24 protein-coding genes are annotated in these 25565 nt (G+C 65.3%); 14 read left to right on the top strand and 10 right to left on the bottom strand.

Annotated features, from left to right (window positions below; genetic code table 11):
* The first annotated feature begins 289 nt into the window (after positions 1-289).
* A complete protein-coding gene (locus tag OL599_RS01510) occupies positions 290-874 on the top strand; it encodes a Spy/CpxP family protein refolding chaperone (protein ID WP_264711827.1) in 585 nt (194 codons plus the stop codon).
* 86 nt (positions 875-960) lie between these two features.
* Here the strand turns inward: OL599_RS01510 and OL599_RS01505 are convergent, their stop codons facing one another.
* Positions 961-2358 (bottom strand): aminotransferase, encoded by a 1398-nt coding sequence (locus tag OL599_RS01505; RefSeq protein WP_264711826.1) that lies wholly within the window; start codon positions 2356-2358, stop codon positions 961-963.
* Positions 2359-2586: 228 nt separating this feature from the next.
* On the opposite strand from OL599_RS01505, the gene OL599_RS01500 reads away from it, so the two are divergent.
* A complete protein-coding gene (locus tag OL599_RS01500) occupies positions 2587-3963 on the top strand; it encodes a hypothetical protein (RefSeq protein WP_264711825.1) in 1377 nt (458 codons plus the stop codon).
* A gap of 26 nt (positions 3964-3989) precedes the next feature.
* Here the strand turns inward: OL599_RS01500 and OL599_RS01495 are convergent, their stop codons facing one another.
* Positions 3990-5102, bottom strand: a complete 1113-nt coding sequence (locus OL599_RS01495; RefSeq protein WP_264711824.1) for an acyltransferase family protein — start codon at positions 5100-5102, stop codon at positions 3990-3992.
* Between the two features lie 165 nt (positions 5103-5267).
* Between OL599_RS01495 and OL599_RS01490 the strand changes: the two genes are divergently transcribed.
* On the top strand, positions 5268-6428 hold the full coding sequence (locus tag OL599_RS01490) for an acyl-CoA dehydrogenase family protein (protein WP_264711823.1): 1161 nt from the start codon (positions 5268-5270) through the stop codon (positions 6426-6428).
* Between the two features lie 62 nt (positions 6429-6490).
* Here OL599_RS01490 and OL599_RS01485 read toward each other — a convergent pair whose 3' ends face one another.
* Positions 6491-7972 (bottom strand): PLP-dependent transferase, encoded by a 1482-nt coding sequence (locus OL599_RS01485; protein ID WP_264711822.1) that lies wholly within the window; start codon positions 7970-7972, stop codon positions 6491-6493.
* Between the two features lie 151 nt (positions 7973-8123).
* Between OL599_RS01485 and OL599_RS01480 the strand changes: the two genes are divergently transcribed.
* Genes OL599_RS01480 through OL599_RS01470 form a run of 3 tightly spaced genes read left to right on the top strand, consistent with a single transcriptional unit; the run spans position 8124 to position 11308 of the window.
* Entirely contained in the window at positions 8124-9488 is a 1365-nt protein-coding gene (locus OL599_RS01480; protein ID WP_264711821.1) for an ABC transporter substrate-binding protein, read from the top strand.
* A 4-nt stretch (positions 9489-9492) separates the two neighbouring features.
* Positions 9493-10458, top strand: a complete 966-nt coding sequence (locus OL599_RS01475) for a carbohydrate ABC transporter permease (protein WP_264711820.1) — start codon at positions 9493-9495, stop codon at positions 10456-10458.
* 1 nt (position 10459) lies between these two features.
* Complete coding sequence (locus OL599_RS01470) at positions 10460-11308, top strand: carbohydrate ABC transporter permease (RefSeq protein WP_264711819.1); 849 nt, start codon at positions 10460-10462, stop codon at positions 11306-11308.
* 8 nt (positions 11309-11316) lie between these two features.
* Here the strand turns inward: OL599_RS01470 and OL599_RS01465 are convergent, their stop codons facing one another.
* Positions 11317-12129: an NAD-dependent epimerase/dehydratase family protein gene (locus tag OL599_RS01465; RefSeq protein WP_264711818.1), complete on the bottom strand. Its 813-nt coding sequence runs from the start codon at positions 12127-12129 to the stop codon at positions 11317-11319.
* A 46-nt stretch (positions 12130-12175) separates the two neighbouring features.
* On the opposite strand from OL599_RS01465, the gene OL599_RS01460 reads away from it, so the two are divergent.
* Entirely contained in the window at positions 12176-12871 is a 696-nt protein-coding gene (locus OL599_RS01460) for an RraA family protein (RefSeq protein ID WP_264711817.1), read from the top strand.
* Positions 12872-12967: 96 nt separating this feature from the next.
* Here OL599_RS01460 and OL599_RS01455 read toward each other — a convergent pair whose 3' ends face one another.
* Positions 12968-13756: an enoyl-CoA hydratase/isomerase family protein gene (locus tag OL599_RS01455; RefSeq protein WP_264711816.1), complete on the bottom strand. Its 789-nt coding sequence runs from the start codon at positions 13754-13756 to the stop codon at positions 12968-12970.
* Positions 13756-15369: an acyl CoA:acetate/3-ketoacid CoA transferase gene (locus OL599_RS01450; RefSeq protein WP_264711815.1), complete on the bottom strand. Its 1614-nt coding sequence runs from the start codon at positions 15367-15369 to the stop codon at positions 13756-13758. The genes OL599_RS01455 and OL599_RS01450 overlap by 1 nt, the downstream gene beginning before the upstream one ends.
* A 156-nt stretch (positions 15370-15525) precedes the next feature.
* Between OL599_RS01450 and OL599_RS01445 the strand changes: the two genes are divergently transcribed.
* From OL599_RS01445 to OL599_RS01420, 6 genes are all read left to right on the top strand, one after another.
* Complete coding sequence (locus tag OL599_RS01445) at positions 15526-16629, top strand: glycoside hydrolase family 88 protein (RefSeq protein ID WP_264711814.1); 1104 nt, start codon at positions 15526-15528, stop codon at positions 16627-16629.
* Between the two features lie 255 nt (positions 16630-16884).
* Complete coding sequence (locus OL599_RS01440; protein ID WP_264711813.1) at positions 16885-17625, top strand: GntR family transcriptional regulator; 741 nt, start codon at positions 16885-16887, stop codon at positions 17623-17625.
* Positions 17626-17771: 146 nt separating this feature from the next.
* The gene (locus OL599_RS01435) at positions 17772-18521 is read left to right on the top strand and encodes a transporter substrate-binding domain-containing protein (protein ID WP_264711812.1); all 750 of its coding nucleotides are present in this window, start codon (positions 17772-17774) and stop codon (positions 18519-18521) included.
* Between the two features lie 75 nt (positions 18522-18596).
* Positions 18597-19307, top strand: coding sequence for an amino acid ABC transporter permease (locus tag OL599_RS01430; protein WP_264711811.1), 711 nt, complete (start codon positions 18597-18599; stop codon positions 19305-19307).
* Complete coding sequence (locus OL599_RS01425; RefSeq protein WP_264711810.1) at positions 19304-19960, top strand: amino acid ABC transporter permease; 657 nt, start codon at positions 19304-19306, stop codon at positions 19958-19960. The genes OL599_RS01430 and OL599_RS01425 overlap by 4 nt, the downstream gene beginning before the upstream one ends.
* Positions 19941-20672, top strand: coding sequence for an amino acid ABC transporter ATP-binding protein (locus tag OL599_RS01420; RefSeq protein ID WP_264711809.1), 732 nt, complete (start codon positions 19941-19943; stop codon positions 20670-20672). Before OL599_RS01425 ends, OL599_RS01420 begins: the two co-directional genes overlap by 20 nt.
* A gap of 90 nt (positions 20673-20762) precedes the next feature.
* On the opposite strand, the gene OL599_RS01415 is transcribed toward OL599_RS01420, so the two are convergent.
* Both OL599_RS01415 and OL599_RS01410 read right to left on the bottom strand, forming a co-directional pair.
* Entirely contained in the window at positions 20763-21803 is a 1041-nt protein-coding gene (locus OL599_RS01415) for a M14 family metallopeptidase (protein ID WP_264711808.1), read from the bottom strand.
* A gap of 2 nt (positions 21804-21805) precedes the next feature.
* Positions 21806-22996: a mandelate racemase/muconate lactonizing enzyme family protein gene (locus tag OL599_RS01410; protein ID WP_264711807.1), complete on the bottom strand. Its 1191-nt coding sequence runs from the start codon at positions 22994-22996 to the stop codon at positions 21806-21808.
* Positions 22997-23122: 126 nt separating this feature from the next.
* On the opposite strand from OL599_RS01410, the gene OL599_RS01405 reads away from it, so the two are divergent.
* Positions 23123-23926 carry an HpcH/HpaI aldolase family protein gene (locus tag OL599_RS01405; protein WP_264712312.1) on the top strand — a complete coding sequence of 268 codons (804 nt, stop codon included), beginning with the start codon at positions 23123-23125 and terminating at the stop codon, positions 23924-23926.
* A gap of 1 nt (position 23927) precedes the next feature.
* Here the strand turns inward: OL599_RS01405 and OL599_RS01400 are convergent, their stop codons facing one another.
* Positions 23928-25313, bottom strand: a complete 1386-nt coding sequence (locus tag OL599_RS01400; RefSeq protein ID WP_264711806.1) for an amidase — start codon at positions 25311-25313, stop codon at positions 23928-23930.
* Positions 25313-25501, bottom strand: a complete 189-nt coding sequence (locus OL599_RS01395) for a hypothetical protein (protein ID WP_264711805.1) — start codon at positions 25499-25501, stop codon at positions 25313-25315. The genes OL599_RS01400 and OL599_RS01395 overlap by 1 nt, the downstream gene beginning before the upstream one ends.
* Positions 25502-25565 lie beyond the last annotated feature (64 nt).

Here is a 25565-nt window from a genome sequence, read left to right as displayed (position 1 = left end):
ACTTGGCAAACGCCTGATTATAGTCCTTCAGGTTCAGCTTCCTGTGCTGAGACGGTAATCACCTGACAGTTGGCTGCGTCGGCCGCTGCGGCCGTGCCACGCAACGACAATTGCCAGGCCCATATATCAACGGCCATCGTCCAAAGATGCTCGATGCATCCCCTATACGAATCACATGGTCCCACGTCGCCTCAACCCGTTAGATTCGCACCTATGGAGAAATGCCCGCAATGCCCGCATTGCGTAGCGACGCGCAGGAGACTGCCGCACCCAGACAATGGAGCGCAAAATGATCACCATCTTCCGCCTCGCATTCGCAGCCGCCATGCTCGGTGGCGTTGCCCTGGCTCATGCGCAGACTGCGCAGGACCATGCCGCCCATCTTTCCGGCAACTCCGCCGGCAGGGTTGCACAGGTCGCTCCCATGTCCCCAACGGCCGGTCAGACCGGGGCGATGCCGATGATGGACATGAACGGGATGATGCGTGGCGGCATGGGCCAGATGATGCCCATGATGCGGATGATGCCCGGCGACATGGCGATGATGCCGTTCGACCATATCGAGGGCCGCATCGCATTTCTGAAGGCGGAACTTGCGATCACCGATGCGCAGTTGCCGCAATGGAATGCCTTCGCCCAGGCGCTTCGCGACGGCGCCAAGACCACACAGGAGGCTATGGCGAAGGTCCTGCAGGCAGGCATGCCGGCGACATTCCCGGCGCGCGCCGATACCATGCTGCAGATCATGTCTGCGCGGCTGGATGCGATCAAGGCCACGACGGCAGCCGGCAAGGCGCTCTACGGCGTTCTAAGCGATGCGCAAAAGTCGATCGCCGACGAGTTGCTGTTGGGCCCGATGGGCAGGATGGGGTGACACGCTGAGACACGCATGGCAGCCGAGCGTCGGACCAACCGCCGCACGTTGCGCATCAGGTCCTGATGCGCAACGTGGGGGTCGGTTCAGGCCGCGCTGGCCAATTGCCGCCCCAGCGACGCCACCGCTTGGCCGAGCACTTCCACGATGCGGTCGATCTCGCCACGGGTGATCACCAGCGGCGGGCACAGAGTAATGGTATTGCTGTAACGCCGACCGCCGCCCGAGCGCCCGACGATCACGCCGTTGTTGCGGCAGAAATCGACCACGCTCTGGATATGCGCCGACGTCACCGGCTCCTTGGTCTGGCGGTCCAGCACGAGTTCCACGCCCACCAGCAGGCCTTTGCCGCGTACGTCACCGATCCAGGGGTGGTGCATCAGGCCGCGCAGTCCGTCCATCAGATAGGCGCCCATCTCCGCGGCACGTTCCGCCAGTCGCTCTTCCTGCATGATCTCGATGTTGCGCAGGGCCACCGCGGCTGCGGCGGGATGCCCGCCATAGGTGTTCACCTGCGCCACCTGCCGGTTGTCGGACGCGTCGCCATAGAACGACTGGAACACGTGGTTCTTCACCACCGTGGCAGCGATGGGCAGATAAGCGCTCGAAATGCCCTTGGCGATGCTGATGATGTCCGGCGAGATGCCCCAATGCTGGTGTCCGAACATCTTGCCGGTGCGGCCGAACCCGTTGATGACCTCGTCCACGTGCAACAGCAGGCCGTATTTCCGGCACAGCTTCTCGACTTCAGGCAGGTACTCGTCGGGCGGCACCGCCACGCCGACGCCGCTCATGATGGGTTCGACGATGATCTCGGCGACCGTCTCCGGCCCTTCGCCCAGGATCGTCGTTTCCATGTTCTTCACGCAGGCCAGCGCGCAGGACGGATAGGTCAGGCCGAACGGGCAGCGGTAGCAGTATGGCTGCGCCACATGGATGAAGTCCCCGCTCAGCGGCTCGAATTTCGTCTTCCGCTCGCCCATGCCGCCGGCCGCGAGCGTGCCCAGCGTGGTTCCGTGATACGAGAAATAGCGGGTTATGGTCTTGTAGCGGAACTCGCCGGGATGCTCCTGCTTCATGTACTGGCGCGCGATCTTGAACCCGGCCTCGTTGGCCTCCGACCCCGAGTTGACGAAGTAGATATGGTTGTCGCCACCCAGCAACCCGTTGATCTTCTCGGCCAATGCCGCGGCCGGCACGTTCATTGCCGTGTGCGGGTAGTAGGCAAGCTGTTGCATCTGCTCGGCCGCCACCGCGGCAAGCTCTGTACGGCCGTAGCCGATGTTCACGCACCACAGCCCGGCCATGGCGTCGAGATAGGCCGTCCCGTCGGCATCCACGATCGTGGAGTTCTGCGCCGAGGTCACGACGATCTGCTGCTGCTCCAGCACTTTGTGCTGCACGATCGGGTGCAGCACATTGCCAAGGTCTTGCCGGACGACGGCCTTCCGGGCCTCGGGATCGGGGGTATTGGCAAGCGACATGTCTGCCTCTCTTCGTGTTTTCTGTTTGATGCCGAAGCCTAGCGGCGCCGGTGCCGCAAGTCACCACCCCGTCAGCCCATAGGTGACGGCGGCGCAGGCGCGCGGTATGGCCGCGATCCAGCACACCAGTATAACATCATCGTCCAAGAGCCGTTGAACGACTCGCATGGGGCGCGGCGCAGCAATTAGGGTGAAATTCGGACGGCGTACTGAACCAGTACAACCCACATGGCGGACACGGTGACGCTGCGACTGCCAACCGGCGCTCTCCCTTACTCTCTTTGCCTGGCACTGTTTGAGGCCTCGCTTGCGCTGTTCGGCGAATTCTACTGGGGTTACGGCCTTGTCCGGCTTGGCTTGCTGGCACTGATGCTGCTGTTCGTGGTTGCCTTGCGTCGTTGTGCCCCGGCGGAGCCGCGCAGCCTGCCCGGCGGCGCCGTCATCCGGGTCACACTCGCGGCCGTCCTGCTCGCAACTTCGCTGCTCGCGGTGCGCACCATCCGGCAGGCGGCCTATGCTGCCAACCACACCAACCGCATCCGGCTCGACGAGGGACGGACGACCTGGGTCGCCGCACGGCTTTTGTGGCAAGGTGAGAACCCCTACGCCCGCGGCGCGCTGGTCGACGATACCTCGTACAAATCCCGCTTGCCCAAGCGCCTGGCGGCCGGGATTGGACCGATGATAGCCGCGGACGCGGTTGAACCGGAACTCGAACGCTATCTGCTCTCGTTAGATCCTTCGAGCCGTGCGGCCTTGCTGCCAGCGCCGCACGCCGATGCACCAAGCGTGGCACGGCGCGAGGCCGCGCTGCTTGGCTACAAATACGGGCCGGTTCCGCTGCTGATCACGGCCGCGCTCGGAAAGCTGACCGGTCCGGCGGCGGTGCCGCTCAGTAACGGCACCGCCTGCCTGGCCTTGTTCGCGGTGCTCGCCCTGGTTTTGTATTCGGCTGGCGCCGGTCTCGCGGGGGCCGGCCTGGGGCTCGCCGCGCTGATGCTGGACCCGATGATCGGCTTCTATTTCATGTTCTGGACGGCCACCGATGTGTGGCCCCTGCTGTTCGGCTTCTCGGCTTTGCTGCTGGCGATGCGCGGTTATTCGGCCGTCGCCGGCGTGGCACTGGCTCTGGCCGTCAGCAGCAAGATCATGCCGGCTGCCCTGTTTCTCATCTTGCTGCCGATGCTGCGGTCATGGCGCGCCCTGGCGGCTTTCGTGGCCGCGTGCGCCATCTGGATGCTGCCGTGGATCGTTTTGGATGCGCGCGGCTTCGTGAACAATGCCATGCTATGGGGGGCTATCATGGAACCCGACACGGATTCCTGGGTGTTCGGCGCACCGCATGGCCTGGTTCTGGTGGCGCGGGCCCTACTGCTGGTTCCGATCGGGATCCTGGCGCTGCGCCTCGCGCTTGGGCGAGAGCCGCACATCTGTAGCACTTTCGCGGTCATCACCATCCTGGTGATGGCCGGGGGCAACGCCGTTCATAACAATTACGTGCCCTGGTTCGAGACCTGGACGGTGCTGGCGATTGCGGAGGCATTCTGCTTTCCTCGCCCTCTCGGCACCCTCATCGGCCTGCGGCGCGCCGGCGCCACGGCATGATGCGCGCGGATCGGCGCCAGGCACGATCAGGCCGTGCTGGCCCGTTTCGCTGACGGTAACAGGAATAATGCGCGCCAGTTCGCGACATTGCGGAACTCGATGTAGCGATAGGTAAATGCGGCAACGATAACGGTCATCAGCAGCCCCGCGGCCGTTCCGTATTTCGTCCCGACCTGCTCGGAGATCGGCACATGCCAGATATACAGGCTGTAGCACATCATCCCCGGCACCTGTAACGCCGGCAAGGATAGCAGGCGCCCGGCAGCCGAGCCCTCCCGCAACGCCGCCAGCATGATGGCGCCGTAACCGGCATCGAGGATATTGTTCAGCAGCGACAGCGGGACGATCGGCACATGGGCAACCTGGCCGAAGGCGTAGAACCCCGTCCACGCAAGCAGGATCAGCAGGATTCCTGGTACCCACAGCCACGAAGCCCAGGCCGGGATGCGTCCCGCTGCGTGCAACCGTGCGATCGCCATGCCGATGACGAATTCGTCGATACGACCGAAGATATTGTCGCATACAAAATGCGCGCCGTGCACCTCCAGGTTCCACATGCGGCCGGCGATGCGCAACAGCAGCGCCGCCGCCAGGGCCGCAACCAGGACCCGCAGCGCGCCGAACCGGACGAATCCGATGACCAGCACCGGAAAGACGATGCTGAACAACACCTCCACGCCCAGCGACCAGAGCGGCGGATTGGCCGAGGGCATGAAGGCATAACGCTGGAACACGTAGCTGAAGGTTAACAACTCCTTCGCCGACTGTAGATGCGCCGCGGCGGCGAAGTCGTTCGCTCGCAAGATCAACACCACGAAGGCGGCGAAATAATACAGCGGCATCAGGCGCAGGAAGCGGCGACGGTAGAACGCCGAGGCATCCGCCCAGCCCGTCAGCCTGCGCTTGCCCTCGGCATAGGGCAGGAACAGCACGAAGCCCGACAAAATGAAGAAGAGATTGACCCCGGACCAGCCGCTTGCGAGTACCGCTGCCAGCAGAGTCTGCAAAGCGGGAGGGTCGATGTGCCCGACCTGGACGCCGGCGTGATGCCAAAGCACCGCCAGGATGGCCAGGCCGCGCAGCCCGTTGATAGCGGAGACCCGGTCCACAGCAGCGGGAATCTCCAGTTGCGACGGCAAGGATCTCCGCCGGTCCGTAACGTTACCGGCCACCGCCGGGTCCGGCAATACGTGCGCCCTCACCGCTCACAGATGCACCCGCCTTGGCTCGTGAATCGCGTGGAGAGGCAACCTTGTTTCCGGCGGTGCCCGAACGGATGATGCCCATATGGAGGAAACGTGATGATGTTCGAGCTGTCCGAAGAGCACCGTATGTTGAAGGACCTGGTGGCGAAGTTCGTCGACCGGGAACTGATGCCGCTGGAGCCGGCCGTGCTCGCCCGCGAGGCCCAGGGCCAGAAGGTCGGCCTGACCGACGAGGAGGAGGCGCGGCTGCACGCCAGGTGCAAGGAGCTCGGCTTGTGGGGCCTTGATGTACCGGCGGAACTGGGCGGCGCAAACCTTCCCGTCGTGGCGCTGATGGGCATGAACGAGGAGCTTGGCCGCACCCCCGTTCCGTTCTACTTCCCGCCCGACTCCCCAAATCTGCACATGCTCATGGCCGCCGCCAACCCCGAACAGCGCCGGCTCTACCTCGACCCCTACGCCAGGGGTGAGGCGAAATCGGCCATCGCCATCTCCGAGCCCGGCGCCGGCGGCGACCCTGCGGCCATGATCACGCGCGCGGTGAAGGATGGCGGCGACTGGGTGATCAACGGCCGCAAGATCTGGATCAGCCGCGTACCCTATGCCGACTTTACCATCGTCATGGCCCGCACCGGCGAGGGCAAGCGCCACGAGGGCATCACAGCCTTCATCGTCGAGAAGGGCACGCCCGGCTTCCATATCGAGCGCGAAATCCCGATGCTCGGCGGCCAGCGCACCTACGAAGTGCTGTTAGAGGACTGCCGTGTGCCCGAGGCCCAGATGCTCGGCCGCCTGGGCCAGGGCTTCGCGCCGATGCAGCTGCGCCTGACCATCCGCCGCCTGCAGATGGGCGCCTGGTGCACGGGCATGGCCGTCCGCGCGCTGGACATGCTGTGCAGCCACGCCAGGCAGCGCTCCACTTTCGGGGTGCGCCTGGCCGACCGGCAGGCGGTCCAGTGGTGGATCGCCGAGGCGGCGACGAAGATCCATGCCTGCCGCCTGATGGTGCTGGACGCGGCGGCCAAGCAGGATGCCGGCCAGGACGTGCGGACCGAGGCGTCGATGGTCAAGGTGTTCGCCACCGAAATGGCGCAGGATGTGATCGACCACGCCATGCAGGCCTATGGCGCCATGGGGATGACCAAGGAACTGCCGCTGCAACTGATGATGCAGAAGGTGCGCACCATGCGGGTGTACGAAGGCCCGTCGGAAGTCCACCGCATGGTGATCGCCCGCCGCGTTCTCGATTCAAGGAGGTAATGGACCCGGCGGCTGGACAGGGCCCGGTTCCAGGCCCTGTCCGCCGTCACTGCCCCCGGGCATCAACGCAGCCGCACCGCCTGCCACTCTCCGGTGCCGAACTGGCTTAGGCCGACCACCCCCTGGTGGTGGTCCGTGGCGCTCCCCAGCACCACGGTGCCGCCCATTTCGTCGGCTGCCACCCGGCCGTCGAACTGATAGGCGATCGTGTTGCCCTCATAGCGCAGGTCGAAGCCGAAAAAGATCCCCGCAGGCGTCAGCCGCATCCTCACCGGCCCATCGAACTCGGCCGATTGATGCTGCCCGGTCAGCTCGCTGCCGCTGCGGCCGATCCGCAGCCGGTGCACCCGCTCGCCGTGCAGGAACCGCACCCGCAACTCCCACTCGCCCGCCACATCCGGCCCGGGCCCCGTTGCCGGCGGCGCCGCCGCAGTCGCTCGCGCGCCGGCGGCCAAGGCCGCGGCAATGGCGTCGCCCACGGCGGCCGCTTCGCCGGGTTGCAGGCTGAACGGCTCGATCGCGATCGAGTCCGACGTTGCGGACATATCGTCCAGCACGATCCGTGGCGTGCCGTCCAGCAGGCGCTGGCGCAGGCCCACACCGTCAAATCCGACCTCCGCCGGATCCCAGCGCACCAGCAGCCGGGGCACCCGCTCCACGCCAGTCGGCTCCAGCACCTCCGTCTGCGCCACCCCTGCGAGCTTGCGGGCGATGGTCTCGACGTCGTCGCGCCAACGCCGCCGCTCGGCCGCCGCGTCGCGATCGTTGAACCAGTACTCCACCGCCGCCAGCAGCCCGACCACATCCTCCTTCGAAACCTTCATCGGCCGCCCCAGCGCCTGGTGTGGCGAGGAATTGCGCCAGGCTGCCTGCACCAGCGGCTTGGAGCCCAGCAGCAGCCCGCTGGTCTGCGGGCCGCGCAGGAACTTGCCGCCGCTGTAGACAACCAGGTCGGCCCCGCGCACCAGCCACGGCGACGGCCGTTCCAGGTGTTCCGATGCCGCATCGACCAGGATTGGAATGCCGCGCGGCTTCACCACCGCGGCGATTTCCTCCAGCCTGATCCCCGACAGATGTTCGTGCGTGCCCAGAAGGGCCACCATCGCCACCGGCTCGGCCAGTGCCGCATCCAGGCCGGCGCGGTCATCGATCTCGACGATATGCGTGCCGATCATGCGGATCGCCTGATCATAGACGAAGCGCTGGTTGCGCGGCATGATCACCCGGTTCGCCATCCCCTCGGTGAACGGCAGCCGCAGCATCTTCGCGGGATCGTTGCCGGCCACGCAGGCTGCGGTTGCCAGCGCCACCGCGGCGGCGCTGCCGCAGGTGACGATGCCCCATTCCGCCCCCGTCAGCTCCGCCAGACGCGCCCCCGCCGCCTCCATCAACTCGTCGAGGTTGACGAATTGCCGCGAAGCGTCGGCCATCGCCGCCCGCACCTCAGGCAGCATCAGGCTGCCGCCGAAGACGGTCCGCACGCTGCAGCAGTTGATGAAGGGCCTGACGCCCAGCGCCAGATAGGGGTTGGCATTTCTTGTCATTACCGCCTCCGTTGGGTTGTCCAAGTAAACCCAAGCACGGGCATTCTTGCGAGCGGAATATGCGCCACGCACGACGTTCCACCCGGGGCGTTGCAACGAACGTTCCCCGAGGCGTAGAGTTTTCCGATCCTGTAACGGGGAGGCGTGCGAGATGGACACGACGAAGCCGAATGGCGCGACGTCCGGCGACGCAAATTCCACGGGGCCATGGGTCGGCCGGCGGAGCGCCCTCAAGCTTGCGGCCGGAGCCGCCGCGGCCGGCCTCGCCGGCCACAGCGCGAATGCCGCCGACGTCACGCTCAGCGTCTGGACCGGATATCCCGAGCTCGTGCCCTGGTACCAGGCCGTCGGCGACGCCTACGCGAGGGCCAATCCCGGCACCAAGGTCACGGTGTTCAGCACCACGTTGCGCGAGCACGAACAGAAGCTGGCGGCCGCCATGCCCACCGGCACCGGCCCCGACCTGTTCGATGTCGGCCAGATCCTCAGCATCAGCTTCATCGAGGCCGGCCTGCTGAAGCCGAATCCGCCCGAGGTCGACAAGCAGCTGCGCAGCGGCGCCTACAAGGATGTCAGCGTCGACCAGTTCACCACCGACGGCAAGACCTACGGCCTGCCGCTGCTGTTCAGCACGCCCGCGATGTTCTGGAACAAGGCGATGTTCCGCGAGGCCGGCATCGCCGGCCCGCCCGATACCTACGGCGAAATGATGGACGACGCGAAGAAGCTGGTGAAGTTCGACAGCACCGGCAAGATGATTCGCAGCGGCATGAGCCTGCGCCTGTCCGGCCAGGGCAGCGGCATCGCCGAGAAGTTCCGCTTCGTGCTCGAGCCGGCCGGCGGGTCGCTGATCGTGCGCACGCCGAGCGGGAAATACCACCAGGGCTACGACAACGAAGCCGGCCGCGCCGCGCTGAAATACTATATCGACGCCGTGCAGGTGCACCATGTCGACGACCCCAAGGTCCAGCATGATGCCGACGCCTTCGTCGCCGGCAACACCGCGATGCTGTTCCGCGAAGCCTGGGTGATCGGCGAGATCCAGCAGAAGAACCCCGCGCTCGAATATGGCGTCTATCCCATCCCGGCCTGGACCGCAGGCGGCCCGAAGAAGACCCTGCTGCAGCACGATGGGCTGTATGTCAGCGGCAGGAGCCGCAACATGCCGGCCGCGTACGACTTCATGCGGTTCCTGACCAACCCGGAGAACAGCGTGCTGCTGACGATGAAGTCGGGTTGGGTCGCGGCCCGCCAGGACGTGGACTGGTCGCCGCTGCTGAAGCAGACCCCGCAATACGAAGGCTTCGTGACGCCGCCCAAGGACATCCAGTTCTACCTGGAGCCGGTGCTGTCCCCCTGGAACGAGATCGAGAGCCGCCTCGCCGACCAGCTCCCGGGCGCCTATGTGGACCCGACGCTGAAGGACAACCCGCAGAAGGTTGCGGACGCCGTCCATAAATGGGCGATGCAGACCGATCAGATCCTCAAGGACGCCGACCTCTACGGCACCAGGTAGTCCCATGGCCAGCGGCGCCGAAGCCACGCCGCTCGCCGTCGGCGTGCCCGCGGACGGCATGGCCTTGCGGCTGCGCAGGCGCCTCCGCCGCGCCCGCATACCGCTGTTCTGCTACGTGGCCCTGCTGCCGGTACTGGCGCTGTTCCTGTACGTGCGCATCATTCCGATCGGCTTCGGGTTCCTGCTCAGCTTCTACAAATGGAACCTGATCAGCCCGCGCAAGCCGTTCGTCGGCTTCGACAACTACGTAACGCTGATGAGCGACGAGAACTTCCTGCTCGCGCTCAAGAACACCACCATCTACTCGTTCTCCACGGTGGCGCTCAGCACGGTGCTGGCGCTGCCGCTGGCGGTGTTCCTCAGCCGCCCCGGCCGGCTCTCGGCGTTCTACCAGACCGTCTATTTCCTGCCGGTCATCACGCCGCTGGTGCCGATGTCGATCGCCTGGAAATGGATCTACGACTACAATTACGGCATCCTGAACTACGGGCTGTCGCTGGTCGGCCTGCCCGCGGTGCCCTGGCTCACCGATCCCGACATCGCCCTGTGGGCCCTGGTGATCATGGGCGTGTGGAAGGTGATCGGCTACAATCTGGTGCTGTTCCTGGTGGGTATCCGCAACATCCCACACGAATATCTCGAAGCCGCGGCGCTGGATGGCGCGTCCGACTGGCAGCGCTTCTGGCGCATCACGCTGCCGCTCCTCAAGCCCATTTTGCTCTATGTGCTCGTGACCGCCACGATCAACGCCTACAACGTGTTCACCCAGGTCTATGTGATGACGCTGGGCTCGCAGTCGGCCCCGGGGCAAGCGGTGCGCATGCTGGTGCTCGACATCTACACCAACGGCTTCCAGTTCTTCCGCATGGGCTACGCCTCGGCCGAGGCGGTCACGCTCACCCTGATCGTGCTCGGCCTCACCGTCGTCCAGTTCGGCCTGGTGCGCAACGATCCCGCGAAGGAGGCGTAGGATGGCGCGCCGCCGACACCGCCGCGTTGCCGCGCGCCTCGGGACCCTCCTGGCTCACGGCGTGCTGATGGCGGGCGCCCTGGTCATGGTCATGCCGATGATCTGGATGGTTGCGACGTCGCTCAAGCCGGCGCCAGAAATCGCTCGGTGGCCGCCGGTGTTCCTGCCGCAGGCGCCGAGCCTGGAGAACTACACCGGCGCTTTCGCAACCGCTCCGTTCGGGCGGTTCTTCCTCAACAGCGTGTTCATCGCCGGCGTCGCCACCATCTTCGTGGCCGCCACATCCCTCGTGGCCGGCGCCGTGTTCGCGAAATACCGCTTCCCCGGCCGGCAGTTCCTGTTCGCGCTGGTGCTGGCGACCGCCATCGTGCCGTTCGAGGCGTACATGATCCCGCTCTATCTGCAGCTCGTCTCGATCGAGTGGATCAACACCTATCAGGGCATCATCCTGCCCTACTTGTTCATGGCCTTCGGCATCTTCCTGATGCGCCAGCACGTCGCATCGGCCATCCCCAGCGAGCTGATGGAAGCGGCGCGCGTGGACGGCGCCGGCGAGTGGTGGATATTGCGGCGCGTGATCGCGCCGCTGTCGGGCAATGCCCTGGCGGCGGTCGGCATCTTCGCATTCATCCAGGGCTGGGGGATCTTCATCTGGCCGCTGCTGATCGCCAACGACCAGTTGCTGTTCAACATGGAGCTGGGCCTGACCGCCTTCCAGTTCCGCTTCAGCAGCGACACCGGCAAGCTGATGGCGGGCTCAGTGGTCAGCGTGGTGCCCATGCTCGCCATCTTCCTGCTGCTGCGGCGGCGGATCATCGAGAACATGGCGCTGACCGGCCTGAAGGGCTGACGCCGTGTTCACGCCCGCGCCGGCCGCTCGGGCATGCGCGCGAACGCCCCGCCATGCTCCGGCCACTCCCACGCGCCATCGACATCCACGCCCATGCCCCGCAGCATCTCCACATGGTCCTCGGCATTGTCCACCGGGCGGTAGCCCAGGAAGTCCCAGTTGGGATCGCGCACCTTGATCCGGGTATTAGCGGAATAGCCATTCGCCACCAGGCATCCGGGATCGGGATGGCGCAGCGACCGTTCCACCAGCTGCACCACGTCGCGCGGGCTCAGCCATGTCGCCAGCGAACGCTGGTCGATCGGCAGCCGACGGTAGGTGCCGATGCGCAGCGACACCGAGCGGATATCATGCCGGTCGAAATAGTACCGCAGCATCGTCTCGCCCAGCACCTTGAACACGCCATACAGGCTGTCCGGCCGCGCCGGGTGGGCCGGCGTCACCGGCTCCTCGATCGGATAGCAGCCGAAGGCGTGGTTGCTGCTGGCGAACACGATCCGCCGCACGCCGGCCAGCCGTGCCGCCTCGAACATGTCAAACAGGCCCCGCGCGTTCACCCGGAACAGCATCTCAAGGTCGTGCTCGGCCGGGGCGCCGGTCATGTGCACCAGTGCAGTGACGCCTTGCATCATGCGCTCCAGTGCCGGGCGGTCACCGATATCGGCGATCACCGCTTCCTCATTCGCGGCAAGATCAGGGATCGGCCGTATATCGGTCAGCCGCAGATGCCGCCATTCGGCCCGCAATCCCGACCGCAGCGCCTTGCCGATCTCACCGGCCGCGCCGGTAATCAACACGCGGTCGGTATGCGGATCAATCATTCCCCGGGCCCCCATTTCCCCGGACAGCTTGACCCCGCAACCGGGGGTGATCAAGCTCCCGCAAGAACATGCGCAAGGGAGGACAACGTTGGCCGATCTTCAGGATATCCGCAGCAAGCTGTTTGCTTCCCTGGTTTCGGATGTGCTGGACTCCCTTGGCTACATGAACCAGGCGCTGCCGCCGGCAATCCGCCCGCTCGACGAGTCCAGCGTCATGGTCGGCCGGGCACGGACCGCCCTGTTCATGGACGTGTATGAGGTCGAGCCCGACGAGAACCCGTATGACCTGGAAATCAGGCTGATCGACAGCCTGCAGCCCGACCAGATCCCCGTCTTCTCCTGTGGTAGGACCGGGCGCATCGCCCCCTGGGGGGAACTGCTCAGCACGGCCGCGAAGGTCCGCGGCGCCGCCGGTGCGCTGATGGACGGGATGGTGCGCGACATCAAGGCCATCCGCACCATGGGCTTCCCAGTCTTCCACGGCGGCATCGGGCCGCTGGACAGCAAAGGCCGCGGCAAGATCATGGCCGTCGACGTGCCGGTGGAATGCGCCGGCGTACGCATCGCCCCCGGCGACCTGATCGTCGCCGACGCCGACGGCGTTGTCGTGGTTCCGCAACAAGTGGAAGCCCAGGCCCTGGCTGCCGCCTATGAGAAGCTCAAAGGCGAACGCAAAACCCTCGCCGACCTGCAAGCCGGCATCTCTCTTGGCGCAGTCTACGCCAAGTACGGCATCTTGTAGGGGCAGGACAAGGAGGAGGGGCCAGGGCGCTGCGGCCTTCCACCACGGCGGCGAGTCCTCCGCCGCCGTCGCCGATGGTTGCTTTTCCGTCGCCCGCTAAGAGGCTGATGTCGCCGCTTTTCCTGTTCGCCTTGAAAAGAACTCCTTCTGCGCTTGTTTTTGGGCGGGTGTCCCCCACAGTCGTGCCACGGCCCGCGCTTCAGCTTCCATGCCGCCGGCCAGGCTGCCGACGAGGCCGTCATCGATGACCTGCTTGATGGCCTGGAGTGAATCGAGCGTGTGCGACGCGATCTGTGCAGCGAGGTCCAGGGTCTTGGTCAAGTGCTCGGCGTGAGGATAGACGGCGTTCACAAGTCCGAGTTGAAGACAGCGTTCGGCCTGAACGCGCTGACCCGACATCGCTATCATCTTGGCCTGGGACGCGCCGATAAGCCTGGGCAGCCGTTGGGTGCCACCCCATCCCGGGAGGCTCGCGAGCGTTACCTCGGGCAGGCCGAGCTGGGCCGCTTCGCTTGCGGTGCGGAGATCGCATGCAAGCGCCAGTTCCAGGCCTCCACCCAAAGCAAAGCCATTGATCGCCGCGATGGTGGGTTTGGCAAGCCGCTCCAGCCGGCTGAAGATATCCTGGCCCCATCGCATGTGGGCGTAGGCATGCTCCGGCGTGAAGCCGGTCTGTTCATTGATATCGGCACCGGCGCTGAACGCGCGATCACCGGCGCCGGTAATCACCACACAGCGAACGCCTTCATCGCTGGCAATCTGCTGTAGCGTCTGGTCCAGTTCCATGAGAAGCGGCCGGCCGAGCGCATTATGGCGTTCCGGCCGATTCAGTGTGAGCAGGAGGACGCCGGGCGCCTTGTCCCTGTCCTGGACGAGGAGAGTCATCAGTACCGCTCCGTGCCGGCAGGGCGCGGCGCCAGTTGCAGGCCCATCGGCATCGTGGCGAACAGGCGTGCGTCCATCGTCTTCAACGCCGCGGCGATACGGGGCCTGAACTCCATCTGCTGAAGGACGTCTCTCTCAAGATCAAGGCCGGCCGCCACTTCCGTGAGTACCAGGCCGTCTTCCGCCAACTCGAATACCGCGCGCTCGGTCACGTAGGTGACGGGGACTTCGCGTTGAAGAGCATAAGCGCCGCCGAAGGAGATCTGCTCGACCGCCGAGACGAATTTGGGCGACTTCGCTTCGTGCTGCACGGAGATGCCATCTCCGGTGATGCTGACCGTCTGCTTCCCCGCCCGCAGAGTTCCGACGAAGACCACGCGCTTGGCGCCCTGGGCGATGTTGACGAAGCCGCCGATACCCGCAATCCGGCCGCCGAACTTGCTGACGTTCACGTTGCCCTTCGGATCGACCTGCGCGAACGACAAGACCGCAACATCAAGTCCGCCGCCGTCGTAGAAGTCGAACTGTGCGCCTGCGTCGATCATCGCCATCTGATTCCTGGCCATCCCGAAATCGGCCCCGGTGGCAGGCACGCCGCCATAATGGCCCTGTTCAAGCGTGAAGGTGACGTGGTCGCTCAATCCCTCCTCGGCCAGGACCGTTGCGACGCCGTCCGGCATCCCGTACCCGAGATTGGCGACGTCGCCGCTATGCAGCTCGAACGCCGCGCGTCGCGCGATGATCTTGCGCTCGTTCAGCGGCAACGCTGGTATGTCGGTGCTCGATACGCGCAGCGCCCCGGTCAGGCTCGGATCCTGTTGCGTCAGGAACGATAAACGCTGATCCGGATTGACCACGACCGCATCCACCACCGTTCCCGGAACCTTGACGATGCGGGGGTCGAGCTCGCCGGCTTTCACAAGGGTTTTCACCTGCGCGATCACGCGGCCGCCGGAGTTTCGAGCGGCTTGCGCAGCGGCCAACGTCTCGGCGTAGAGACCCTCGCCTTCCATGGTGATGTTTCCGAACGCATCAGCGGTGGTGCCGCGGATGATCGCGACATCAACCTTGAAGGACGGATAGAACAGGTATTCTCGCCCACGAATTTCGATCGTCTCGACGAGCTGATCCTTCGCCTTTGCGTTCAACCTCCCCCCATCGATGCGGGGATCGACGAACGTTCCCAGGCCGACATGGGTGAAGACCCCCGGCTTGCCGCCCGCGATGGCGCGGAAAAGGTGGGAGATGACGCCTTGCGGGAGGCAGTACGCCTCGATCTGCTCGGAGGTGGCAAGGGCCTGCATGCGGGAACACCAGTTCCAGTGCCCGCCGATGACTCTGCTGACGAGGCCCGGATGCGCGAGGTAATCGATCCCGCCGCCCTGCCCGTCGCCGATGCCACTCGGATGCACGATCGTCAGTCTTGTCGGATGGCTTTCGCGCAGGAACCGGTCCGCCAACGCCAACAGGACGAGGCCGGGTTCATTCACACCACCGCCTGAACCGTCGACGAGGACCGTGTCGCCATCGCGAACCAAATGAGCTGCCTCGGTGGCCGACATGACCTTGGTCAACGCAACACTCCCCTGTTTTCGGGCAGTGGTGTAAGTCATGACACTAAGACTTGGCAATACGCTTCCATTCACCGGAGCGCCCATGGAGGTCCGACGTGGCGCCAGTTCCTGGAGTGAGTGCAGAAAAAATCTGCTTGCATGTCCTGGTGTCATAACATTAGAAGGGCGAAAGCGAAGAACGCGAGGGAGGGGGGTATGGGCCTGTGGATCGACGATGCGATTGCTCGGGCCCTGAGCCGTCTGAAGGGTATCGCCGCGGAGACAGCCGATTTCCCGCATATCACCGAGAACGGGACGTGGCAGTGCACGCCGGACGGCGTGTGGACAGGCGGCTTTTGGGCCGGCCTGCTCTGGCTGGCCTGGAAGACCGACCAAGAAGATCGCACCTTGAAGGCGGCCACAGCTTTCACCGATCGGCTGCTATTGCGGGCCGAGGACAAGCATAACCACGACCTTGGCTTCATGTTCTTTCCCAGCGCGGTCAGGGGTTGGCAACTGACCGGCGAGCAGCGCTTCCACGAAGGCGCGATCCGGGCCGCCTACGCGCTTGCCGGACAGTTCAATACCCGAGCGGGATACATTCCCGGCTGGGGGTTCTTCGGCGGCGAAGACTGGAGCGGCTCGGTCCTTGTCGACACCCTGATGAATCTCCCGCTGCTGGTTTGGGCGGCGGAGCGGGGGGCTGGCCCAGGATTGATGGACGTTGTCCACCGGCAGGTCGAAACGACCCTTCGCAATCACCTTCGCCACGACGGCTCTGTCTTTCACGTCTACAGGTTCGACCCGGCGAGCGGACAGCCGCGCGGCGGCGACACGTATCAGGGGCTCGCCCCGGACAGTTCATGGGCGCGGGGCCAATCCTGGGCCATCACCGGCCTCGGCATCCTCGCGCAGATGACCGGAGCGCCGGAGTATCTCGCTGCAAGTGAACGCGTTGCAGCTTACTTCCTGGATCACTTGCCAGCTGACGGCGTGCCGCCATGGGACTTCAAGGCAACGGGCAACGACCAGCCCAAGGACTCGGCGGCCGGAGCGATCGCAAGCTACGGCTTCCAGAAGCTGTTTCGGGTGACGGGAAACCGGATGTACTTCGACGCGGCCTCCAAGCTGCTGCACGCACTGGCGTCAACCTGCGGCAACAAGACGGATCGCGGCGGATTGCTGCTGCATTCGACCGCCGACCTGCCGCACGGATTGGGGATCGATGAATCCACGATGTATGGCGACTTCTACTATCTGAAGTCGTTGATCTCGCTCAAGACGATGAGTTTGGATGCAGGCGGTCGCCATGTTCACTGAAGGGCTGGGGGCCGGTCGCTGTCCTCACACCTGCCGCGCGCCGGTTCCGTGGCAAGCGCGCGTGGTACGGCCCTGGTGTCCGGGAATGGATTGGAAGCTCGCATGACCGCAACGAGTGACAGGCGTGGGGCGGCTCCCCCCCGCAAGGAGGCATCATCGCCGATCGGGCGGAAGCAGCCGCAAGGCGGGCCCACGACGGCGATGGCCCCGGTCGCACCGCATGCGACGGCACTGAACCCGTCCAGTCCCATACCCTTGTACCATCAACTCAGCCAGGCGCTCGAGGCGACCTGGCGGGACCGATATGGCCCGGACGAGGATCTGCCGACCGAGCAGGAAATCGTGCAGAAGTTCAACGTCAGCCGGATAACGGTTCGACGCGCCCTGGATGAGATGATGGCCGACGGCACCATCTGGCGGCCAAAAACGCGCGGGCGGCTTCGATGGGCGCCTGTCAAATTGAAGCACCACGTCAATCGTCTTCGCGGCTTCTTTTCGGACGATGCGCTGGCATCCGGTCACCGCCCGAGCGCACGCGTTATCGAGGTGGCGCAGGGTATCTGGACGACCGCCAACCGCTACCTGCACCTTCCTGAAGAGGCGCCCTGCTACCGGATCTCGAGGCTGCATGAGAGCGACGGCAGGCCTCTGAGCTACCAGGTCTCCTTCATCCCTTGCGATGTCTGTCCCGATCTGTTGCTGAGCGACCTCTCCGGTTCATTGTTGCAAATGCTCGAAAGTCGATACGGCCACGTCGTGGACCACGCCGAGCAACGACTGCTTGTCCGAGAGGCGACGGCCGAGGAAGCGAATCTGCTGCAGCTTCCCCTGCGCAGCAATGTCTTCGAGGTGGACCGCGTTTCCTACGCGCAAGGAGGTCGCCCTGTTGAGTATTTCACCGCAGCATTGGACGTGACGCGGTACGAGTTCGTGTCGTCCATGGATGCGCTGCGACCAGAGGATCTGCTGGCGCCACGCTCGCCGTGGGGCAGATAGCGCCCGGCATCGGGTGTACGACGAGCCGGGGCGGATGTTCCGGTGGACCAACACAGGCATCACCGAAGAGTTCGTGTCGTGACAAGAATAGAAAGTGGGAAACGATGAGACATATAGCCAAGCAGCTTCTGGCGCTCGTTCTGGGCATGGCAGTCGCCGTGCCCGGTCTCGCGCGGGCCGATTCGCTGTCCGACGTCATCTCGCGTGGCAAGGTGCGGATCGGGGTCAACAGCGGAGCGCCGCCGTTCAGCATCGTCGACGCCAAAGGCAATCCTGTCGGATACGACGTGGACACAGCCAACCTGATCGGAAAGTATCTCGGCCTGCCTGTGGAGATTGTGCCCTACACCACGGCCGCGCGCATCCCCGCGCTGGAAGCCGGCAAGGTAGATCTGGTCGTGGCCACTCTGTCGCCGACCCCGGAACGGGCGCGGACGGTTCAGTTCACCATGCCTTACAGCACCTTCCAGCTCGTCGTCATCGCCCCGAAGAGCAGTTCGATCAAGTCGGTGGCGGATCTCGCCGGCAAGAAAGTGGGCGTTTCGCGGGGAACGCCACAGGAGGTTGCATTGATACGCGCCGCCCCCAAGGAAGCCGCAATCACGCGATTTGACGACGACTCGACAACGATGCAGTCCCTGGTATCGCGGCAGGTGGACGCCGTGGCCATTCCTGAAACAGTCTTCACGGAACTGCTCAAGGCGCGTCCCGACATCGGGTTCGAGCCGAAGTTCACCTTCTTCAACCAGTTCATGTCGATCGCCGTCCGTCGTGATGCGCCCGAGCTGCGGCAGTGGCTCAATACGACGATCTCGTTCATCAAGCAAAATGGCGAGTTGGACGACATCTCCAAGAAATGGACCGGTAAGCCTCTGCCTCAGATGCCGGTGTTCTGATCCCGATGGCGCGGCGCGCTGACATGCGCCGCGCCTGGTCTGCTTCGCCCGGAGTGCGCGCGAGAGGAAGCGGCGTTGTTCCAACTTCAGTTTGCCCCGGCCCTGGCGGAAACGCCCGCCCTGCTGCGAGGTTTTTGGCTGACGATTGAGTTAACGGTTGCTGCCATTCTCCTGGGGGGTGCCCTTGGCCTTGCGGCAGCGATGGCCCGCAACATGGGGCCGCGCTTCGTTAGGTGGCTGGTCAGCGCCTACGTCGAACTCATCCGCAACACGCCGTTCCTCGTTCAACTCTACATCGTCTTCTTCGGCTTGCCTTCGGTTGGCGTCAGGGTCTCCGCCATCCAGGCGAGCATAATCGCGATGACGATCAACCTCGGGGCCTATGCAGCGGAGATTTTCCGCGCCGGTATCGAGTCGATCCATAGATCACAAATCGAAGCGGGCGCTTCGCTTGCTCTCACGCGCCCGCAGATTCTCGTCCATGTGATCCTCGCGCCGGCGGTCTCAAAGGTTTGGCCTTCGCTCGTCAGCCAATTCATTCTGATCATGCTTACATCGAGCGTATGCTCGTTCGTCTCCGTCGAGGAACTCAGCGGCGCCGCGGCGACCATACAATCCGCCACCTTCCGAAGCTTCGAAGTATACATCATCGTGGGTGCCGTTTACCTGGGCTTCGCGATCCTGCTCAAGTCAGCACTTGCCAGTGTCGGGGAACGCCTTTTCCGCAGGCCCGGTACCGCTCCCCGCAAGGCGAAGCTGGCCGCTGAGCCGGGAGGGCTGCGGTGATACGACCATTCGGCTCCGACGAGATCCTGTTTCTGTTCGAGGCGGCACGCTGGACGAGTGTGCTCTCCCTCGCCGCGTTGGCGCTCGGCGGCCTGTTCGGGCTCGCGGTCGCCTTGGCGCGCGTCTCCGTGAGCAACGTCCTTCGCACCGCCGCATCGGGCTACATCACGGTCGTCCAGGGTATCCCGGTACTGATCTTGCTGTTTCTGGCTTACTACGGCCTGTCCACGATGGGGTTTGATCTGCCTCCGTTGATCGCGGCGTCCCTGTCCCTGGGGATCTATGCGAGCGGCTATCTTGGGGACATCTGGCGCGGTGCGATCGAGTCTGTCGCGCTGCAGCAATGGGAAGCATCTGCCTCCCTGGCTCTGACCAGGGGCCAGCAATATCGCTACGTCATCATCCCACAGTCGGTTCGAATTGCATTGCCGCCGACGGTCGGATTCCTTGTCCAGCTAATCAAGAACACATCCATTGTGTCGATTGTGGGCGTGGTCGAGCTCACGCGGGCCGGGCAATTGGTCAACAATGCGACCTTCGAGCCGTTTCCCGTCTTCCTGTCTGTCGCGGCGATTTACTTCATCATCTGCTATCCGTTGTCTCTCATAGCTCGCCGTCTGGAGGCGCAGTTCAATGCCTATCGTGCTGGTTGAGGATCTGCGGAAGAGCTTTGGCTCACTCGAGGTCCTGAAGGGCATCTCGCTGTCCGTCGAGCGCGGGCAGGTGGTGGCTCTCCTCGGGCGGAGCGGCTCGGGCAAAAGTACCCTGCTCCGCTGTCTTAATGGCCTTGAGACCATCAGCAGCGGGCGAATCGAGATAGGCGGGCACGTGATGAGCTACGCTCCTGCGGCACTGCGTGCATTACGCAAGGACGTCGGGATCGTCTTTCAGAGCTTCAACCTGTTCCCACATCTTTCGGCGGCCGAGAATGTCATGCTGGCGCCGCGCGTGGTCAAGAAGACGCCCAAGCGGGAAGCGCGCGAGCTTGCAATGGAGATGCTCGGGAAAGTCGGCCTGATCGACAAGGCCGACGTGTACCCGGACCAGCTTTCCGGCGGGCAGCAGCAACGTGTCGCGATTGCCCGCTCTCTGGCGATGCAGCCACGTGTCATGTTGTTCGACGAAGTGACCTCGGCCTTGGATCCCGAACTCACAGGAGAAGTTCTCAACGTGATGGAACGCCTCGCGGCAGAGGGAATGACCATGCTGCTTGTGACACACGAGATGGAGTTCGCCCGACGCGTCGCGACAACGACCGTGTTTATGTACAAAGGTCTCGTTCATGAAACCGGATCGTCGAAGGAACTGTTCGGAAGGCCGAGTACTTCTGAGTTCAGGCAGTTCCTCGGCGTCACCTCGGACTAGACCGCACCTTGGGGTGGAGCCCCCGGGGCAAGGGTCGCCTGCAGCGGCGTACCTCGGGCCTCCGTCCCCACACCGGTTAATGTAAGGGGATCAAAAGGGCTTCCGCCCCTTCACCCGTCCCGTGCAAAGGATATGCTGCCCTTGCAGGACCGGGGCGGCCCAGGCCTGGGCGACGACGATGCCGTCCACGCCGGCGCGCACGGGCCAGGGATCAAGGTCCAGCCGCTCGAAGTCGTGCAGCCAGCCGACCTGTTCGCCTTTTGCCACGTCCGTCCCGCAGTGCAGCAGCGGCTCGTAGTGGCCGGCGAACGGCGCGATGGTGAGGCAGTCGCGGTCCGCCATATCGACCAGGCGCTGGGTGCCGTCAGCGTGGTATGCGATCTTGTCGACCTGTCCGCGAAGCTGGCCGTGATGGATGGCGGCCGCCAGCACGCCATGGCGGGCGTAGCGCACGCCTTCGGGTTGGATCGCCCCACCCCAGCCGAACTCACCGCCGATGGCGATCTTGCCTAACCGCTCGGCTTCGCTTGGGAGCAGGCCCGGCGTCTCGTTCTGGTAGGTGATCACCAGCGGAGTGCCGAACCAGCGCGCGGTCTCTTCGATCAGGCGCCCCTGGTCGGGATGGTCGATCCGGTGGAAACTGGTGCCAAGCGCGAAACGGGCCACCTGGCCGCCAGCATGCAGGTCAATCACCACGTGCACCTGCGGCCAGAGATGGGCGCGAACGAAGTCGGCGATGCGATGGGTGATGCCGGCCAGCGCAGCACGATGGCCCGCGCCGTCGATGAAGGCCCGGTTCAGGTTGACCCGGTCGTCCAGCGTGCTGTCGCGCGTGCCGGCGCGGAACGCGGCCACGTTCAGCACTGGCACCAGAATGATGCGGCCGGTCACATCGGCGATGTCGATCTCCCGCAGCAGATGGCGGATTGCCACGGGGCCCTCGTATTCGTTGCCGTGGTTGGCGCCGAACGCCACCAGGCCTTGCCCGGGCCGCGCCCGCGGACCGACGAACACCGTCAGCGGAATCAGGTGGTCGCCCCAGATCGAGTCGTGCTCCAATGCCACGTAGTAGTCCCGCCGCCCAGGAGATTCGAGGTCCAGGCCGGCGGGCCGGACGATTTCGCGTGTCATGGTCAGTTCACCCGGTGCGCGCGAATGAAATCGAGGTCCACCTCCACGCCAATGCCCGGGCTGTCCGGGATCGGCACCGCGCCGTCGGCGTCCAGCGCGAAGCTGGCGCGGGCGATGCCGGCGGTCAGCGGACTCTGGCTGACGTTGAACTCCACGAAGCGGGCACGAGGCAAAGTGGCGATCAGTTGCAGGCTGTAACCGGTCAACAGATGCGTCAGCCAGGAATGCGGCACCAGGTCGATGCCGGCCTGCTCGGCCAGCCCCGCGACCTTCGTGGCCACGCTCACCCCGCCGCAGCGCGACAGGTCGGGCTGGATCACGTCCACACAGCCTTCGCCAATGAAACGCTGGAAGTCCCAGATCGTCGCCACTTGCTCGCCGGCGGCGATCGGCACGGGGCTGCGGGCGCGCACATAAGCATATTCGTCGAAGCGCTCGGGGTGGATGAAATCCTCGACCCAGCCGACATCATAGTCTGCCAGCCAGTCGCACAACGCCTCCGCCTGCCGCCTGCTGCGCATCGGCCCGGGCGTCTTCCACCCGACTGGATACCAGCCAGGATCAACCAGCAGGTGCCGGTCCGGCCCCAATGCCGCCCGCGCCGCGGCCACCAGTTCCCGGTCGCGGCCGGGATCCTCGCCGAACACACCCCAGCCGAATTTCACCGCACGGAAGCCCCGCGAAACATAGCCGCGTGCGGCCTCCTCCATCGCTTCCGGCGTCTCGCGGAACAGCGTGGAGGCATAGGCAGTGATGCGATCCCGCCGCCGCCCGCCAAGCAGCCGCGCCAGCGACATGCCGGCGGCCTGGGCGCGGATGGACCACAGGCAGTTGTCGATGGCGGACAGGCACTGCATCGCAACGCCGCGCCGCCCGTAATAGGCGCTGCCGACATACAACTTGTCCCAAAGCCGCTCGACATCCAGCGGGTTCTCGCCGATCAGCAACTCGCTCAGGGTGCGAAAGCCCATGATGCCCATGCTCTGACCGGCGATGATCGCCACTGCCGCCGGTGCCAGCGTTTCAGCGTCGGCCCAGCCGGTCAGCCCCTCGTCGGTGCCGACGCGCACCAGCAGCTGCCAGTCCCCGTTGTCCGTGGCCTCCTCGGCGCCGGCAGCGGCGCGGTAGGCCCGATCGCCACGCAACAGGATCGGTTCGACTTCGGTGATGCGCAATGTGGCCCCCCGGGTCACCGTTTTACCGTCGAAAGGGCAGCAGATTTTTCGCAACGCGTCCATGCCTCGCTGTCCGTGCGTATTGCCCAGGCCGCCGCGGGCAGTCATCCTCTGCCAAAATCAAGGAGGAAGCACCGCGTGTCGATGATCCCGAATCCGACTCTCCTGCGCCTGCGCGAGAGCAGACTGGCCCTGGGCTTCTGCGCCTATCACCTGCGCACCTCCGCATCCGCCATGCTCGCACATGCCACCGGGCACGATTGGCTGTTCATCGACACCGAGCACGGCGCCTTTACGGTGCAGGAAGCCTCGCAGATGTGCTACGCGGCGATCCCGCTCGGCATCACCCCGATCGTGCGCGTTTGCGCCGATGCATTGGACGAGGGCACACGCGCACTCGACAACGGCGCCATGGGCATCATCGTGCCGCATGTCGATACCGGTGCGCAGGCAAAGCGCGTGGCCGAGGCGTTCCGGTTCCCGCCGATCGGCCGGCGCAGCTGGGGCGCGCCCCCCGCGGCGTTCCTGTATGGCGGTCCTTCCCTGGGCGAGGCGCAGGCCATCCTCAACCGCGAGGTGCTGGTCTGCGCCATGATCGAAACCGAAGAAGCCATCGGCAATGTCGAGGACATCGCGCGGGTGCCGGGCATCGATGTGCTGATGATCGGCACCACCGACCTGACGACGACGATGGGCATCCCCGGGCAATGGGGCCACCAGAAGGTGCAGGACGCCTATCACCGCGTCGGCGAGGCCTGCCGCAGGCACGGCAAATACGTGGGCATGGGCGGCATCGGCGACGACGAATGGGCGCCGCATTACATCAGCCGAGGCGCGCACATGGTCCTGGCCACGTCCGACCACGGCATGATCATGGAAGCCGGGTCGCGCCGCGCCTCCTTCCTGCGCGCGCTGGAAGGCAAGGGCGCGACCCCGGCGCCGGCATAGCTCAAACGGCAGGCCGCCGGCCACGCCAGGGAGTTGCCTGCTCGTAGGCGTGGCCGGCCCGGAACAGCGTCGCTTCATCGAACGGCCGGGCGATGAGCTGCAGCGATAGCGGCAGCCCGGCCGGGGTGAAGCCGCAGCACAGCGACAGCGCCGGAAAGCCGGTGACGTTGCAGGGGAAGGTGAAATTGGGCGTGGTGAACAGCACCCATTTCAACGCCGCGTCGATGCGCGGTGCCTCGCTGCTGGTCGAGGCGGTGACCAGGATGTCCACACTGTCCAAGGCAGCCTTCATTTCCGCCCACAGCTCCCGCCGCCGGCGCAGCGCCTGCACGTAGTCCGCGGCGCGGATCATTCCGCCCAGTGCCATGCGATCGCGGAAGATCTCGCCGTAGTCGTTGAAGCGGGTCTTCAGCCACGGCTCATGCACCGCATAGGCTTCGGCAAGCATCACGACCATGCCGACCGCCTGATAGTCGGTCAGCGGCGAGAGCGTGACGTCGCGGATCTCTGCCCCAAGGCCGCGCCACACCTCCAGCGCCGCTTCGATGCCCTGGCGCGTGGTGTCGGCCACGGGCACGTCGACTTCGTGGAAATGGCGGATCACGCCGATGCGCAGGCCGCGCACGCCCTGGCGGAGCTTCGCGCTGAAATCCGGCACGGCCCGGTCGGCGCTGGCCGGGTCCGCAGCATCGTGGCCGGCCATGGCCTGCAGCAGCATGGCGCAGTCCTCGACCGTCCAGGCCATGGGCCCCGCGTGGTCCAGCGAGAACGACAGCGGCTGGATGCCGGCGCGGCTGACCAGGCCATAAGTCGGCTTGATGCCCGCGATGCCGCAGAACGAGGCCGGGCCGCGGATTGAGCCGCCGGTATCCGACCCGGTGCCGCCGAGGATCAGGCCCGCCGCCACCGCCGCCCCGGTGCCGCTGCTGCTGCCGCCGGTGAAGTGGTCGGTGTTCCAGGGGTTACGGGCGGGTGGCCAGGGCAGGTCGAAGCTCGGGCCGCCGAAGGCGAATTCATGGGTGGCGAGCTTGCCCAGCATCACCGTGCCGGCCTCGGCCAGCCGGCGCACGGCGGTGCCGTCCGCAGCGGGCACATGGTCCTGCAACAGCTTGGAGTGCGCGGTGGTGGCGATGCCGGCGGTATTATAGATGTCCTTGTGCGCGATCGGGATGCCGTCGAGCGGGCCCTTTGCCGCCCCCGCCATCACCCGCGCCTCGGCAGCGCGCGCCTCGGCCAGCGCGCGGTCCTCGGTGCGGCGAATGAAGGCGTGCAGCACCGGATTGAGGGTGGCGATGCGATCGAGGCAATGGCGGGTAAGCTCCACCGGCGAGAGCTTGCGGGCGGCGATCTGCGCCGACGCTTCGGAGATGGTCGGGAACGGGCCCATCATTCCGTTTCCGCGCGGAAGATCAGTGCAGGCTCGGCCTCGCGCGGGCGCTCGCTGCCGATGCGCGCCAGCATTGCCTCGATGGTGCCGTAGGCGGCATGGATCTCGCGGCGCTGCGCGTCGGTGAGCCTCAGTCCGGTCTGGGCCGCGAGCACGGCGAAATCCGCCTCGCTGATTTTTGTCTTCATCGGCGACGTCTCCTGCGCGGAAGCTGGGCCGCCAGCATAGCCACGAGTTCGTGCGCGGATGAAG

This window comes from Limobrevibacterium gyesilva (assembly GCF_025989185.1).
In the GTDB taxonomy this organism is placed as follows: Bacteria; Pseudomonadota; Alphaproteobacteria; order Acetobacterales; family Acetobacteraceae; genus Limobrevibacterium; species Limobrevibacterium gyesilva.
The sequence above is the reverse complement of the archived record's forward strand: the minus strand, read 5'-3'. Positions and strand labels throughout refer to the sequence as shown.